11 protein-coding genes are annotated in these 15,122 nt (G+C 41.2%); all 11 read right to left on the bottom strand.

Translation table 11 applies throughout. The features are described 5' to 3' along the window. Positions 1-56 precede the first annotated feature (56 nt). The 11 genes from mltG to HT698_RS04070 all read right to left on the bottom strand — a co-directional run bounded on the left by mltG (position 57) and on the right by HT698_RS04070 (position 15,057). Positions 57-1,721 carry an endolytic transglycosylase MltG gene (gene mltG, locus HT698_RS04120; protein WP_173218094.1) on the bottom strand — a complete coding sequence of 555 codons (1,665 nt, stop codon included), beginning with the start codon at positions 1,719-1,721 and terminating at the stop codon, positions 57-59. 123 nt (positions 1,722-1,844) lie between these two features. After that, complete coding sequence (locus HT698_RS04115; protein WP_112444257.1) at positions 1,845-2,402, bottom strand: N-acetyltransferase; 558 nt, start codon at positions 2,400-2,402, stop codon at positions 1,845-1,847. Next, positions 2,399-2,860 carry a GNAT family N-acetyltransferase gene (locus HT698_RS04110; protein ID WP_112444258.1) on the bottom strand — a complete coding sequence of 154 codons (462 nt, stop codon included), beginning with the start codon at positions 2,858-2,860 and terminating at the stop codon, positions 2,399-2,401. Before HT698_RS04110 ends, HT698_RS04115 begins: the two co-directional genes overlap by 4 nt. Before the next feature lie 9 nt (positions 2,861-2,869). Continuing rightward, on the bottom strand, positions 2,870-4,204 hold the full coding sequence (gene murC / locus HT698_RS04105) for a UDP-N-acetylmuramate--L-alanine ligase (RefSeq protein WP_173218097.1): 1,335 nt from the start codon (positions 4,202-4,204) through the stop codon (positions 2,870-2,872). Between the two features lie 10 nt (positions 4,205-4,214). After that, positions 4,215-4,832, bottom strand: coding sequence for a cystathionine gamma-synthase (locus tag HT698_RS04100; RefSeq protein ID WP_173218100.1), 618 nt, complete (start codon positions 4,830-4,832; stop codon positions 4,215-4,217). Between the two features lie 47 nt (positions 4,833-4,879). Next, positions 4,880-7,978, bottom strand: a complete 3,099-nt coding sequence (locus HT698_RS04095; protein ID WP_173218102.1) for a DEAD/DEAH box helicase — start codon at positions 7,976-7,978, stop codon at positions 4,880-4,882. 92 nt (positions 7,979-8,070) lie between these two features. After that, on the bottom strand, positions 8,071-9,237 hold the full coding sequence (locus tag HT698_RS04090; protein ID WP_173218104.1) for a MalY/PatB family protein: 1,167 nt from the start codon (positions 9,235-9,237) through the stop codon (positions 8,071-8,073). A gap of 7 nt (positions 9,238-9,244) precedes the next feature. Beyond that, a complete protein-coding gene (locus HT698_RS04085) occupies positions 9,245-10,339 on the bottom strand; it encodes a cystathionine gamma-synthase (protein WP_173218106.1) in 1,095 nt (364 codons plus the stop codon). Between the two features lie 164 nt (positions 10,340-10,503). After that, positions 10,504-10,959, bottom strand: a complete 456-nt coding sequence (locus tag HT698_RS04080; RefSeq protein WP_173218108.1) for a hypothetical protein — start codon at positions 10,957-10,959, stop codon at positions 10,504-10,506. A 312-nt stretch (positions 10,960-11,271) separates the two neighbouring features. After that, a complete protein-coding gene (locus HT698_RS04075) occupies positions 11,272-13,230 on the bottom strand; it encodes a peptide ABC transporter substrate-binding protein (RefSeq protein ID WP_173218110.1) in 1,959 nt (652 codons plus the stop codon). A 204-nt stretch (positions 13,231-13,434) separates the two neighbouring features. Next, positions 13,435-15,057, bottom strand: a complete 1,623-nt coding sequence (locus HT698_RS04070; protein WP_173218112.1) for a polysaccharide biosynthesis protein — start codon at positions 15,055-15,057, stop codon at positions 13,435-13,437. Positions 15,058-15,122 lie beyond the last annotated feature (65 nt).

The raw sequence follows: 15,122 nt of genomic DNA, 5'->3' as shown, positions 1-15,122 counted from the left end.
TCAACTTTCTTCTGATGATATTTTCGAAAGAAAATTATGTGAAGTATCACATAATTTTAGTTTGTTTGGTTTAATTTGCTGTTGACATGTTCAGCGACATTGCGGTCGTGGTCTTCTTGATTGTTAGCATAGTAGACCTTGCCTTCTGTGACATCTGCTACAAAGTAGAGGTTATCGCTCTTAGTTTGATTGATGCTTGACTCAATCGCATCCAGACTTGGACTATCGACTGGACCAGGCATGAGACCTACATTTTTATAAACATTATAAGGTGAATCAATGTTGGTATCAATCGCAACATCCTCAGCTAGGCTGATATTTTGCCCCAGTTTTCCTTGGGCATACAAGATTGCAATGTTACTTTGAAGTGGCATATCACGATTCAAACGATTGTAGAATACACCGGCAATGAGCTTACGATCTTCTGTCTTGGCACCTTCTTTTTCGACCAAGGAAGCAATGGTCAACAACTCATTGACAGTCAAGTTTTTAGATTTGATAGTACTATAATAAGGAGATAGGTTCTTGTCCATAGCTGCCAACATCTCATCAATCAAGCTCTCAATAGTTGTGCTTTCCTTGATAGAGTATGTAGCTGGGAAAAGGTATCCTTCCAAACGATAACGCGCACCGCTGTCTTTTGTAGGCAAACTTTCCAATAAAGTAGGATATTTAGCTACTGCTTGACTGATAAACGTCTCATCTTGAACTTTTGCCAAGAAAGCCTCCGCTGTCAAAGGCTCTTTGAAGTCACCTTGCAATTGACCCACAGCTTGAGCAATCTGATCCAAGGTATAACCTTCTGGAATTGTCAAAGTCGCAAGGACAGGTTCTTGTGGTTCATCTGTTCCACCTTTTTGCAACTCTTTGAGTAAGTCTTCTGTACTCATACTCTTTTGCAAATTGTAGTAACCTGCTTTCAAATCGGTATAATTTTTATACTTAGCATAAAAGCTAAAAATCAGACCATGCTTTACCAAACCAGCTTTTTCAAGCGTCGTACCGATTTCTTGAACGTTTGAACCTTCTGGAATTCCAACCGTCACATATTTCTTAGAATTAGCATCGATAGGTAATAAAGAATCTAGCACGTACTGGTAACCAAAGTAACCACCTGCTGAGAGCAAGGCAAGGAATACAAGGAATGAAATCACAAAGGCTTTCACATGTGACTTCTTCTCTTTCTTAGGCTTAACGGGTTTTGCTCCTTCTCTACGGCTACGACGTGGTGTATCGCTGATGATATCCACTGTTTCTGTAGCAGGCGTAGGTGTTTCTGGACCTGCTTGTTCTGCTTTTTTCTCTGCCGTCTTATAGGAAACAGCTACCCTTGTTGGGGTTTCATTGTATTCTCTTTCAAATTTCTTAGGTCTAACAGGACCTGGACCTGGTCTTGATCCACTTTCTTCTGCGGGAGAAGAAGGAACATCTTGACTTGGATGACTTGGAACACCAGGAGTTTCTCTTTGAATATCATCTGCTGGAGAAGCTGGTACATCTTGGCTTGGGTGAGTAGGCGCAGCGGGAGCTTTTCTCATAATCTCCTCTACCGTTGACAAGGAATCAGCCATGAGTTCTTCAGCTGAAGGTTCATTTGCAGGAGTGCGAACTACTGCCTTATCTTCTTTCAGAACTTCATCATAGCCTTTTACTTTTTCTAAATCTCTCAGAATCTGCTCTTTAAAGCTTAATTTCTCTTCTTCTCTTGACTTTTCACTCAAAAGTTTTTCCTCCTTGTTGACAATCCATAATATTATATCTTAAAAGTCCAAGAAAAGCAACCTATGATACTTTTCCTAGCTTATTTTTTATACTCAATGAAAATCAAAGAGCAAACTAGGAAGCTAGCCGCAAGCTGTACTTGAGTACGGTAAGGCGACGCTGACGTGGTTTGAATTTGATTTTCGAAGAGTATTAGCTTCCCAGACCATATCATACCAAGTTTCCCCTGCAAAGGTTGACTGGGACAAGCCTTCATTGACAAATCCGTGTTTTTCATAGTAGGCGATGAGATAGTCATGACAGGTTAGGTTAATACCTTCTCTCTTATCCTCAAGAGCAACTTCTTTCAAGGCTGTTAGCAATTTCTGACCCAGTCCGAGTCCCTGTGCCTCCTTGGCAATAGACAGACAGGTCACAGAGATATAGCCCCCCGGCCCATGGCTATGGTCTTCTATCTCTTCTGTAAAAGACTGGTCTTGCAGATGACGATGGGGGCCAACTGGCCCTTCGATATAACCAATAATCTTACCCTCTTTTTCTGCAACCAGAAAAGAGGCCTGAATTTCTCGCAAATGTGCCTCAAAGACAGATCGAGGAATAGCTTCTTCAATCGAGAAATTCTCTAGTTCAATCTCAACGATACGATCTAAATCTTCTAATCTTGCTTGTCTGATTTTCATTGTGCCTCCAGATAAAAGGGATTAAACCAAATCATACTAAAACCCTGGCTAGTTGTATAAAGGGAAGTTTCTTCATCAATAAAACCGTTCATTTCAAAATAGGAAAGCAGCTCAGAAGGACTCTCCAAACGAATCCCTTTGTAATCCAGCTCAACTGCCACCTCTTTCAAGGCTGCAAGAAGAAGTGTTCCCAAGCCCTGTCTCTGATGGTCAGCCTCGATGACTAAAGAATGCACTTTTAGACATTGCGGATTGTCTGACTGGGGACTTGATAAAATATAGCCTAAATGTTGATTTTCATCCCTAGCTAGAAGAAAGGTATCCGCACACTTACGGATACTTTCTTCTAAAATATGGGAAGTCAGCTGCTTTTCAGCTGGAAAAGATGAAGTTTGAAGTACCACTACCTCAGCCAAATCAGACTGACTCGCCTGAATGATCTTAATTGGAATTTCCATGAGAATAACCTATTGAACATTGCTTGTCAAGTTTGACAAGAGACGCTCAAATGAGTATTCATAGGTTTGGATGTCTCCTGCTCCCATAAAGACATAGACAGCATGGTCATGGTCAAGGAGTGGAGAAACATTTTCAACAGTAATGACTTGGTGTTTCTTGTTGATTTTATTGGCTAGGTCTTCTACCTTGACATCTCCATGGTCTACCTCACGAGCAGATCCATAAATTTGCGCTAGGTAAACAGCATCTGCTTGGTTTAAAGCATGAGCAAAGTCGTCCAACAAGGCAATGGTTCTTGTAAAAGTATGCGGTTGGAAGACTGCTACAATTTCCTTACTTGGGTATTTCTGACGAGCCGCATCCAAGGTCGCAATGATTTCTGTTGGATGGTGGGCAAAGTCATCGATAATCACTGTGTCATTGACAATTTTCTCAGTGAAACGACGCTTAACACCGGCAAATGTTTTCAAGTGCTCACGCACCAAGTTCAAATCAAATCCTGCTGTGTAAAGAAGACCAATAACGGCTGTCGCATTCATGATATTGTGACGACCAAAGGTTGGGATGTGGAATTGACCCAATTCTTGTCCACGGAAATGAACGGTGAAGGTTGAACCAGTTGTTGAACGAAGAAGTTCACTAGCTACAAAGTCATTACCTTCTGCTTCAAAACCATAATAATAAATTGGTGCATCAGACGTAATTTTACGCAATTCTGCATCTTCACCATAGACAAAAAGACCCTTGGTGATTTGTTTAGCATAGTCGTTAAAGGCATTGAAAACATCCTCGAGACTTGTGAAATAGTCTGGATGGTCAAAGTCAATGTTGGTGATAATAGAGTATTCTGGATGGTAAGGCATGAAGTGGCGCTCATATTCGTCAGATTCAAAGACAAAATATTTGGCATTGGCCGAACCACGACCTGTCCCATCCCCAATCAAGAAGCTAGTGTCTGTGATGTGAGACAAGACATGAGACAACATACCTGTCGTTGAAGTTTTTCCATGCGCTCCTGCTACTCCCATGCTAACAAAGTCACGCATAAAGCTACCTAGAAATTCATGATAACGTTTGTAGCTGATACCATTTTGGTCCGCATAGGCAATTTCGACGTTGTTATCTGGACGAAAGGCATTTCCAGCGATAATTTCCATATCACCGCCTAGATTCTTTTCATCAAAAGGAAGAATAGTAATTCCTGCCTGCTCAAGACCGCGTTGGGTAAAGTAGTATTTTTCAACATCTGATCCCTGTACCTTATGCCCCATTTGGTGCAACATCAAGGCCAAGGCACTCATCCCTGATCCCTTAATTCCGATAAAATGATATGTCTTTGGCATGTTTTCTCCCCTATTCTGTAATTCTGGTCAGATTCAACTCTTGGGCAACCCGACGTTCTTGTTCTGTTTGTTTACTTTTTTTATTGTAGATTTGGCTCTTCTTTAGAAAATCATAGTTGTTTTTCTTTGGAGCAGGTGCTGACACTTCTTCATTCTTGGTAGGGATAAAATGAACTTCTTCTGCCAAGATATAATGAGACTGGGTCAATTTTTGGCTATACTTCACCAATTCACCAGGATTTTCCTTTTGGAAAGGCGCTGTCGGTTGATTGCCCTGTCTAACAAGGCCTGATTTAGAATGACGTCTCGCACGGCTGAAATCCTGAGTTAGATAGTTAGCAGAGCGTTTCTTTTTCAAGTCTGCACGCGCTTCTTCACGCGCCACCTCCGCATAGCTCTTTCCTTCTTTTTTAACCCCTAAAGGAGCTTTTTTAGGTTTCTCGACTTGCTTTTCAATCGGTTTTACTGGCGCCTCTTCAGTAATAGGAGCCCATTCTAAATAATTTTTATCTCGATACTCACCCTTGATATTACTGATTAGATCAGACTCATCATAGAGATTCATGACTGGCATTTCAGTCAACATGACCTCGTCATCTGACACCAATGGAAATCGTTCTTGTTTCATTTTCTATTTCCTTTCAACACTTCATTATAGCGTATTGTCTTGATTTTTCAAGTGCTGGCTTCAGAAATTCCCAAAATTTCTCTAATTTCTGCTAGGGTAAGACTACCACGTGACTCTGTTCCATCCAATACTTGTGACACCAGATGTTTCTTCTGTTCTTGTAGTTCCTGAATTTTTTCTTCGATAGTTCCTTTAGTTACCAAGCGATAGACCTCAACCGTTTCTTCCTGTCCCATCCGATGGGCACGACCAATGGCTTGCGCCTCCACCGCAGGATTCCACCAAAGGTCAACCAAAATAACCGTATCAGCACCTGTCAGGTTCAGACCAACCCCACCCGCCTTGAGGGAAATCAGAAAGGCATCTCTTTCCCCTTGGTTAAAGGCTTTGGTCATATCTTGTCTTTCCTTAGCTGGTGTTGAACCCGTGATTTTAAAGGAAGTCAAGCCCAAGTCTGGCAGTTCTTGTTCAATTTTCTCCAACATTCCCTTAAACTGCGAGAAAATCAAGACACGGTGTCCGCCGTCTGCCACCTGTACTAGTAAATCTCGAAGACTATCCAGTTTGCCACTGGCTCCCTGATAATCTTCCATAAAGAGGGCAGGAGTGTCACAAATTTGACGCAAGCGCATCAGACCAGACAAGATTTCCACACGACTTCGCTGAAATTCCTGATCTGACACTTGAGTCAATCTATCTCTCATCTGTTGCAACTGGGCTAGGTAGATAGCCTTTTGCTGGTCTTCCAGTTCATTCTTATAAACCACTTCAATCAAGTCTGGTAATTCAGTCAGAACTTCTTCTTTCTTTCGCCTCATCACGAAAGGCTTGATAAACTGAGCCACGCGCTCGGCTGGCAATTTCATAAATTCTTTCTTGCTTGGCAAAAGTCCTGGCATGACGATTTGGAAAATAGACCACAGTTCACCTAGATGGTTTTCAATAGGAGTTCCTGACAAAGCAAAAACTGACGGCACCACAAATTGTCTCAAGGTCTGAGCAATCTTGGTTTGGGCGTTCTTCATAACCTGAGCTTCATCTAAGAAAAGGAAGTCAAAGGCCATCCCCTGATAAAGCTCACTGTCCTGACGGAAGGTGGCATAGCTCGTCACATAGATTTGATGGCTCTCAGCAAGAATCTCTTCACGACTAGCTTTCAAACCATGAACAACAGCCATATCCAACTGTGGGGCAAATTTCTGAAATTCATCTGCCCAGTTGTAAATCAAACCTGACGGTGCTAAAATCAAGACTCGACTTTCTTTTGTCACTTGACTGGTCAAAAAAGCAATAGTCTGCAGGGTTTTACCAAGTCCCATATCATCAGCCAAAATTCCACCAAAACCATAGTGATGGAGCATTTGTAGCCAGCTGATTCCCTTTTCCTGATAATCTCGCAAATCAGCCTGAACCTGAGTTGCTTGTCTAGGGAAGTCCTCTGGATGCGTCAAATCGTGAGCCAAATTCTGGAATTCTTGTGAAAAAGAAACACGGTCACGTCCTTCAAAGAGATGAGCTAAACTATAAGCCAAAGATTTTCGAGCCTGCAAGGCCCCATCTTTTAACTCAAATTGCCCCAGTTCCTGTAGATTTTGTCGAATTTTCTTGGTTTCTTCATCAAAAAAGTAGACTTGATTAGACGCACCAATGTAAAAATCTTGATTGGCAACCAAGGCCTGCATGGCTTGATCAATTTCCTCTTGGGCAATATCTTGAAAATCAAACTGGATTTCCAAGAGACCTCCCTTGGAAGCAATCTGTACTTGAGGGCTTGCTAGGTTATAGAGTTCTTCTAACTTGTCTGATAAATCAACATTCCCGAGTTTTTCAAAGACTGGAATGATTTCGTGAAAGAAATGATAGACAGACTCTGCTTTTAGGGCCTGACGCCAAGATTGAAAATCTGCTTCAAAACCAGCTGCCAAACAGACTTGGAAAATTCTTTCTTCTAAGTCCGCATCACTCGAAAATGGTAATTCTTCTAGCTCTTGTCGGCTTGATACCTGCCTATCCCCATAATCAAACTGAATTTCTAAACGAATCCGATTATCTTCTTCCCTGTCAAAGTAAAAAGAGGGCGCAAAAGTTTTGATTTGTAACCGTTCTGGAGCTGAAACGGTCCCCATTTGGTTAAAAAGAGTTAAACAAGAAGCCAATTTATCTCGGTCACTGCTATCAAATTGCAGGTGTTTTTTCCCATGTTGATCCACAGGCAACGCTTTAATTTCCTTGAGAAGACGCATCTGTTGGTCTGTTAGAAAATAAACCCGTCCTTTATGGAACAGCACAGCTCCCTGATAAAAGGCATTAACTCTTGGACTCTCTCTGATTTCCATTTCAAAATAATCCGAGTATTCTGTTACTGTAAAGGCAAATAGATTGGCATCAGCATGCATATCCTGAAAAAGCAGAGTCTGATAGCTATCCACTTGATGGTCAAATTGAAAATGCGGCAAGGTCATCAGTAAATTCACACCCTGCTCAAAAAAGGTCAGGGGGAAAAAGAGGTGCCGACCTTGGTTTTGGAAAAAGAGGTCTGGAGCCTGTCCTTCCTCCATTAGTCCGCGCAAGAAAGTCAGAAGTTCTTGACTAGCCTCATCAAAGGCTTCCCAAGACAAGGATTCCTCATAAGTTTTGCCAATCATATAAGACTTTCTCTGCTCGACAATCCTTAAAAAGAGTGGAATATCTCGAATGACATAGTATTTTTGGCTATTGATTTGGCCGATTCTCAGAGTCCACAAGATATGATTGGTTCCTGCTTCCACCTGCCCCACAGCCGATAATTCATAGGCTCGGTCTGATTTTGGAGACAAGATTCGATCCAAAAATTTGCCACCCAAGGTCACCTTGGTTTCAACGGCCTCTTTTTCTTCATGACCTTCTTCCAGACTCTGCAAGATTTCCTGACCACGATCATCATTTTTCAGAAAATGCTCCAGCGCTGCCAAGTGGACACAGTAGCCCCTCTTTTGGAAAAAATCGCAGGCACAAAAAACCAAATCATCCTCTAAACTATAGCGCAGTTCTTCTTCTGCCACGCGAGCATAGAGCCGATTGTTCTTTTCCTTGATGATGTCAACCTTACCAGTTTCATAAAGGGCAACGCCTTCGATACGGACTTTCCCCGGAATCAATTTAGCCATATTTTCACCTTTACCTTATCTTTTTATTATACCATATTTTCCCCTATGAAAATAGCCTTCTAGGAAGACTTTTCTCCTAGAAGGCTGGATTTTTAACGTTTGGCAAAAGTCGTCACAATTCGCTGACAAACTTCTTGCAGCAGAGATTTAGGCATGGCTACATTGAGACGGGCATGGAGACTTCCTTCCTCCCCAAAATCCAAACCACGATTGAGGATAACCTTAGCTTCATTTCTCAACAGCTCTTGCAATGCTTCATCAGTCAGGTCATAGGCTGAAAAATCAAGCCAAATCAAGTAGGTTCCTTGCGGTTTCATAACCTTGATTTTAGTCTCTTTTCCAAATAAATCCACCACGTAATTGATGTGGTCTTCAAAGACTTGCTTGAGTTCCTCTAGCCAACCCTTCCCATAGCGATAAGCAGCTTCTGTCGCCAAATAGCCCAAGCCTGAAATTTCATGCTGATTATTGGTCAACTGGCGTTTCTGGAAAGCCAGTCTCAACTTAGGATTTTCAATAACTGCATAGGAATTTTTTGTCCCAGCAATATTAAAGGTTTTAGTAGCACTGCTCAAGACAATCGCAAATTCTTTAAAGTCAGGGTTGACAGTATTGAAAGACTGGTGTTTGTGACCAAAGAGGGCCAAATCTTGGTGAATCTCATCTGAAACCAAGAAAACACCATATTTTTGACAGAGTTGACCAATCTTCTCCAACACTTCTTTTTCCCAAACACGTCCACCAGGATTGTGAGGATTGCAGAGAATATAAAGTTTGACATCCTCTTCCACCAAATCCTTTTCAAGTTGGTCAAAGTCAATCTCAAACAGACCATCCTTTTCCACCAAAGAATTGGTAATCAATCTACGATTATTCAACTTGACACTGCGAGCAAAAGGTGGGTAGACAGGTGTGTTAATCAGAACTGCCTCGCCTTCTTTTGTAAAGGCTTGAATAGCTGTTGAGATAGCTGGTACCACACCCTCGATAAAGACAAGAGCCTCTTTGTCAAAGTGGTAACCGTGTTGTGTGGCTTCCCACTTTTGAACTTCCTTAATTAACTCTTCACTGGCATAGGTATAGCCATAAACCAGTTGATCCGCATAAGTCTGCACGGCTTGGCGGATTTCAGGCAAGACTACAAAGTCCATATCCGCTATCCAAGCTGGTAGAACTTCACTATCCGTTTCTGTTTCTTTCCATTTATAGGTATGGTGCCCTAAACGGTTGGGCAGGCTTGTAAAATCATATTTTCCCATCTTTGTCTTATCCTTCCAAGGCTTGGTGCAAATCTGCAATCAAATCTCTAGCATCCTCAATCCCAATCGACAAACGCAAGAGGTCATCTGTCAAACCATAGGAATGGCGCACTTCTGCTGGAATATCAGCATGGGTTTGAGTCGTTGGATAAGTAATGAGACTTTCTACCCCACCCAAACTTTCCGCAAAAGAGAAGACCTTGAGACTGTTCAAAATATGTGGAATGCGCGTTTCATCGGCTACTTTAAAGGAAATCATGCCCCCACGACCAGTATAGAGAACTTCCTTAACTGCTGGAGAATCCTTCAAAAAGGCAACCACTTCTTGGGCATTAGCTGTTGAGCGCTCCATACGAAGAGACAAGGTCTTGAGACCACGAATCAATTGATAGCTGTCAAATGGTGACAAGACTGCCCCTGTCGTATTGAGATTGTAGAAAAGCTTCTCGTATAGTTCTAAACTATTGGTCACAACCACTCCAGCCAGGACATCATTGTGGCCTGCCAGATACTTGGTTGCTGAATGGAGAACGATATCTGCTCCATCTTCAATCGGACGTTGGTAGATAGGGCTGTAGAAGGTATTGTCCACCACCACTTTGGCACCCTTAGCATGAGCCAATTTTGCTAGTTTTTCGATATCAAATTCCAACATCAAGGGATTGGTTGGCGTTTCGATATAGAGAACATCCACATCCTTCTCCAACTCGACAATCAATTCTTCTTCTGTGTTGGCATAGGTAAAATGGAAACGACCTTCCTGCTCCACTTGATTGAACCAGCGGAAAGAACCTCCATAAAGGTCACGCACCGCCAAGACCTTACTTCCTACTGGAAAGACGCTAAAGGCCAGTACAATAGCTGACATTCCTGAGCTAGTCGCTAGGGCATAGTCTGCTGACTCAATAGCTGCCAAGACTTCCTCAGCCTTACTGCGAGTTGGGTTTTTGGTGCGCGTATAGTCAAATCCAGTAGATTGACCAAACTCTGGATGCTGATAGGTCGTTGAAAAATGAAGCGGTGTCACCAATGCACCTGTCGCTTCATCTGACTTAATACCCGCCTGGGCCAAAATTGTGTTAATGTGTAATTCCTTGCTCATACAATTCCTCCAAATCTATAGTAACTATTGTACCACTTATTTTCATCAACTCATTTTCTTCTTTTCAAGAGCTAGTTATAGTTTTAAACTATATACTTAGATAGTAAAGCTAAAAAGAATCCAGAAAAGCTTCCAGATTCTTTTGTGAAAATGATTGCTAGGGCTTACTTAGACTGAAAGAAATCCTGTTGGGATAAATAATCATAATGCTCTTTGTTAAATTGATATTGGCCCACATGCTGACTAATCTGACCGACATCCACGGAAAAAATATAGGCTTCATTTTGATAGTTCCAGTTCAGCCTAACTGTATTCAAGACTGGCTTATAAGTAAAATCTTTGACTTGATTCCAAGGCATCTCTACGACATGATTAGAATGATTTTCTGTTACATCACTGATGTCCATCAAGTAGATTCCCTTAGGTGTGAATGCCAGAATCTTAGGCTTCACACTCGACTGAACATAGTAACTACCTCCTATAATGAAAAAATCAATAAAGGATTTGAACCATGTCTTTTTCTTGAAAGCCATCAGAAAATTCTTTTGCCCTTCAATGCGACAAGTTGAAAGAAATGATGCAATCTGTTTTTCTGTTGCAAACTCCATAATAGCGCCCATGATGATACCTCCATAAAAATCACTAAATAGGCAGATAAGGACTCTTCACTCAAAGAAGAACTTATCATTTGTTGCGTTTTATCTTACTTTTCCAGTAGATGACATACCTCCTATAACATTACCCTAGCATATGCATACTTCAATCAACATTGGGTAGATTTTCGAAAATAGCGTCTCACATTTATGTTATATTCATTATAACATAAACTCAAGAAACAAAGAAAAAAATGTGAGATTTTTCTTCCAAATTTACCATCATTCTATTAAAAAACGACAGCTTCTTTCGAAACCATCGTTTTTCTTGAAAAATCCTTATTTGACATGTTTCGCCAATTCTTCTTGGGCTTTTTTATTAGATTCTTCTTTTTCTTTCAACCATTTTTCTCTGGCTTTTGCATATTCGTCTGTTGTGACTGTCTTATCTTGTAATTTGAGGTATTTATAGGATTCAACCCCTTTATTACCAGCCAATGAATATGGTGTTGAGAAAGGAACGATTTTTCTCAATGTTGGTGTTCCACCAAGTGAAACATTTGGAATTGCTAGAGAGCTATCTACTAACCAAGCTTGGATTTCAGCATACTTTTCATAGCGTTTTGCAATATCTTGTTCCTTATTAGCTTCTTCCAACATTTGAGTGTAGACATCCAATCCAACAGCCTTGGCCTTGTCATTGGCTTCACCTGGCTCGAGTCCAAGACTTTGTAGAACCCCACCATTCTTGACACTAAAGATATCAAGATAGCTAGATGGATCAAGATAGTCCGCACTCCAACCACCATTGTAGAGATCGTAGTCTTTTTGCGCAGCTGTTTGAGCTAGATAACCTGAACTATCATAGTCCTCTGTAGAAAGTAGGTGGACATCAATCACAACATTTTCTGCACCTAAGACAGACTCAATTGATTGCTTCATGGAATTGATTCCTTGAATTTCAGCCTTATTGGTCAACTCTATATTTTTATCTAAGTGGATAGGGAATGTTACCCCCTTAGCTTCTAATTCTTTCTTAGCTTCTGCAAATTTGGCTTTGGCTTTCTCTGGATTGTAGTATGGATCTTGGGCATCCGCGAAGTTGATTCCTTGCCATTCCTTACCATAATTGACCATCTTAGAAGCCACTACTTCACCAAAGTCTTTTCCCTTGATACTTACGAAGTTTGGAGGAACAACCAAGTTACGCAAAATCTTAGTTGCACCATCTTCTCCTTGAGATTGAGCCCCGTAAGCTGTCCGATCATAGGCAAAATTAATAGCTTGACGGAAGTTTTTATTAAGAACCGCTTCTTGAGTCGATTTCTTTTCAGCATCACTTGTCTTGGAAGTGAATTTATAAGATTGTCTATCCAGATTAAAGTTTAAGAAGTAAGAAGTGGCATCTTGCATGCTATAGACGATATCATCTTTGTATTTTTCTTTAATTCCTTCATAACTTGAACTATTCGGATAGAGACGAGCGTAGCTATAGGCTCCGTCTGTAAAGTTACGAACAAGAGCGTCTTGGTCACTACCATCATAGTAGGTCAATTTGACATCATCTACAAAGACATTTTTAGCATCCCAGTAGTTAGGATTTTTCTTGTATTCGATGACAGATTTTGAAACAAAAGCTTTCATCAAGAAAGGTCCACTGTACAAAATATTAGCAGGGTCTACCTTCCCAAAATCATCCCCTTTTGATTTCAAGAAATCTGCATTGACTGGGAAAAGAATGGTTGAGGTTGTTTTTGAGTTCCAGTAAGGTTCTGGTCGAGCCAAGGTGTATTGAACCGTTTGGTCATCAAGAGCCTTGACTCCGACAGTTGAAAAGTCGCTTGTTTTCCCGTTAATATAGTCATCCAAGCCTGCAACAGAGTCCTGCACTAGATACAAGGCTTCTGATTTTTTATCAGCTGCATATTGCAAACCTGTCACAAAATCCTGAGCAGTTACAGGAGCATATTCTTCTCCCTCATAAGTAAACCACTTAGCATCCTTACGAAGTTTGTAGGTATAGGTTAAACCGTCCTTAGAAACACTCCAATCCTCTGCCAAGGATGGCACATAGTTCCCATACTGGTCATTTTCCATGAGACCATCTACCAGATTGGTCACAATATCATTGGTTGTTGCACGGTTTTCTGCTAGATAGTTCAAACTAGATGGATCACTTGAATAAACATAGTTATAGGTTTTTGACCCTGTGCTAGAATTTCCACAGGCGCTTAACAAAATACCTGCACTTAACATGACACCTGCAAGTGTTGCATACTTGGCCTTAGACTTTTTCATTTCCAGAACCTCCTGCTTTAAATATTTGTTTTATTATACAACGTTTAGTTTTTTTAGTCAATGATTTTTTCCAAAAAAATCGAAAAAGACCTCATCTTCTACTTTCAAAAGATAATTTTAGCTATTTTGACGCTAAAAAAGGAATAAGTTTCAAGTTCTCCTAAAAGATTGTTCAACTTATTCCTTTTATTTATAAATGCTACCTTACGAAAGCTTAAATTTTGCTCGCAGGCGATCTGCTTGGGCTTTTCCTATTACCTTATCTAATAAATAGGTACGCAGACTCATAACCATATAAAGTCCACCCCCCATGGCACCGACAAGAGCTACATAAAAGAAGCTCCACAAACGTCCACTTGGTTGGAAGAAAAATCCTAACAGCCACTGGATGGTTCCTATTAACAGAAACATGACTAGGGTCAGCAAACTGATTAAAATGGTTCGCTTCACAATCACCTTGCGCTTGACACCCGTTACCTTACAAATATCCCGATACATCAAGACGTTAGGAATGATGAGAGCAATGGTTGTGGAAATCAAAGGACCGTAACTGTGGAAGAGAGCGATGGTAGGTAGTTGCAAGACTAGCTTGGCAATAGAACCATAGATAAAATAGAGAACGGCCTTGCGGTTGCGGAACATGGCCTGAAGCATTGGAGACAAGACCATGTACAAGCCTAAAATAATAGACTGCAAAACTGCAAAGACAAATAAGCCCAGAGCCAAACTATCTGGCTTACCATAGAAGACCGTATAAAGAGGTCCCCCTACCATGACCACTCCAACCGTTGCTGGTAGCAGGAACATAAAGAGTAAGGTGAGACTATCCTGAACGAGACGAGAAGCTGCTTTCAAGTCCCCCTTGACATAGTTTTCAGTCAAAAGTGGCAAACCGACACCCCCAATTGAAACTCCAACAGAAATCAAAATCATAGTGATTTTATTAGGATTGGCTGAGAAATAAGAAAACATGACAACCAAGTCCTCGTTGCTGTAGTTGGTAAACCAGCTCATACTATTGATAAAGGTCAGCTGATCCAAAATCTGGAAGAGCTGGATGGCAGACCCTGTTAAGATAAAAGGAATGGCTTCCTTAATAGTATCGACCAAAAGACGCTTGCTGTTAATCTTATCTCCTGTTTCAAGGACTCTTTTGAGTAATCCCTCTTTGGCAAGGAAATAAATCAAGACTGCAAAACTGGCGACCATGCCGACAAAGGCAGCAAAGGTGGATTGGGTAACCGCTGCTAGGTAATCTCCCGAACCGAGCTTCATAATGATAAAGGTTGCTAGGAGCATCCAGATAACACGAATGACCTGCTCAGCAATTTGACTCATGGCATAAGGTTTGAGGTTATTCATCCCTTGGAAAAATCCTCGGATAACACTCATAGATGGGAAAATCAAGACTCCCCAAGCCAAGCTTTGCATGATTGGGATCAAGTCTTTGCCCACGCCAGACAAGTCTGCTAGCCAAGGAGCAAAGACATACAAGATTAAAGTAAAAACCAAACCTAGTCCCGTCATAAAGCCTAAAAAGCTCCGAATCAGGGCAAAGCTATGCTCTTCTTCTCGCATGGTATTATACTTGGCAACTTGCTTGGCCACTGCAACCGGAATACCTGCTGTTGAAACCAGTAAGAACCAGGCATAGATATTGTATCCCATGGTAAAGAGTCCATTGGCTGTAGCCGCATAAGACCCCATCCAGATGTACCAAGGGATAATGTAAATAGCCCCAAGTAGGCGACTGATAAAGTTACTAGCCGTTAGCCAAGCAGTCCCCCGTAACATCTGGGCCTGCTGGTGATTGTTTTCGTGCGACATAGATTCCTCATTCAATTTTGATAACTAGGAAAAACTCCTTATCTTCCATTATAAACTTTTCCTTG

This window comes from Streptococcus sp. 3109 (assembly GCF_013276905.1).
Lineage (GTDB): Bacteria > Bacillota > Bacilli > Lactobacillales > Streptococcaceae > Streptococcus.
Note: the sequence above shows the minus strand (reverse complement) of the source record. Positions and strands in the feature narration are given on the sequence as shown.

Coding starts and splice junctions, on each gene's coding strand:
- HT698_RS04115 (WP_112444257.1), bottom strand. CDS start 2,402: ATGAAAATCAGACAAGCAAGATTAGAAGATTTAGATCGTATCGTTGAG.
- HT698_RS04110 (WP_112444258.1), bottom strand. CDS start 2,860: ATGGAAATTCCAATTAAGATCATTCAGGCGAGTCAGTCTGATTTGGCT.
- murC (WP_173218097.1), bottom strand. CDS start 4,204: ATGCCAAAGACATATCATTTTATCGGAATTAAGGGATCAGGGATGAGT.
- HT698_RS04100 (WP_173218100.1), bottom strand. CDS start 4,832: ATGAAACAAGAACGATTTCCATTGGTGTCAGATGACGAGGTCATGTTG.
- HT698_RS04095 (WP_173218102.1), bottom strand. CDS start 7,978: ATGGCTAAATTGATTCCGGGGAAAGTCCGTATCGAAGGCGTTGCCCTT.
- HT698_RS04090 (WP_173218104.1), bottom strand. CDS start 9,237: ATGGGAAAATATGATTTTACAAGCCTGCCCAACCGTTTAGGGCACCAT.
- HT698_RS04085 (WP_173218106.1), bottom strand. CDS start 10,339: ATGAGCAAGGAATTACACATTAACACAATTTTGGCCCAGGCGGGTATT.
- HT698_RS04080 (WP_173218108.1), bottom strand. CDS start 10,959: ATGGGCGCTATTATGGAGTTTGCAACAGAAAAACAGATTGCATCATTT.
- HT698_RS04075 (WP_173218110.1), bottom strand. CDS start 13,230: ATGAAAAAGTCTAAGGCCAAGTATGCAACACTTGCAGGTGTCATGTTA.
- HT698_RS04070 (WP_173218112.1), bottom strand. CDS start 15,057: ATGTCGCACGAAAACAATCACCAGCAGGCCCAGATGTTACGGGGGACT.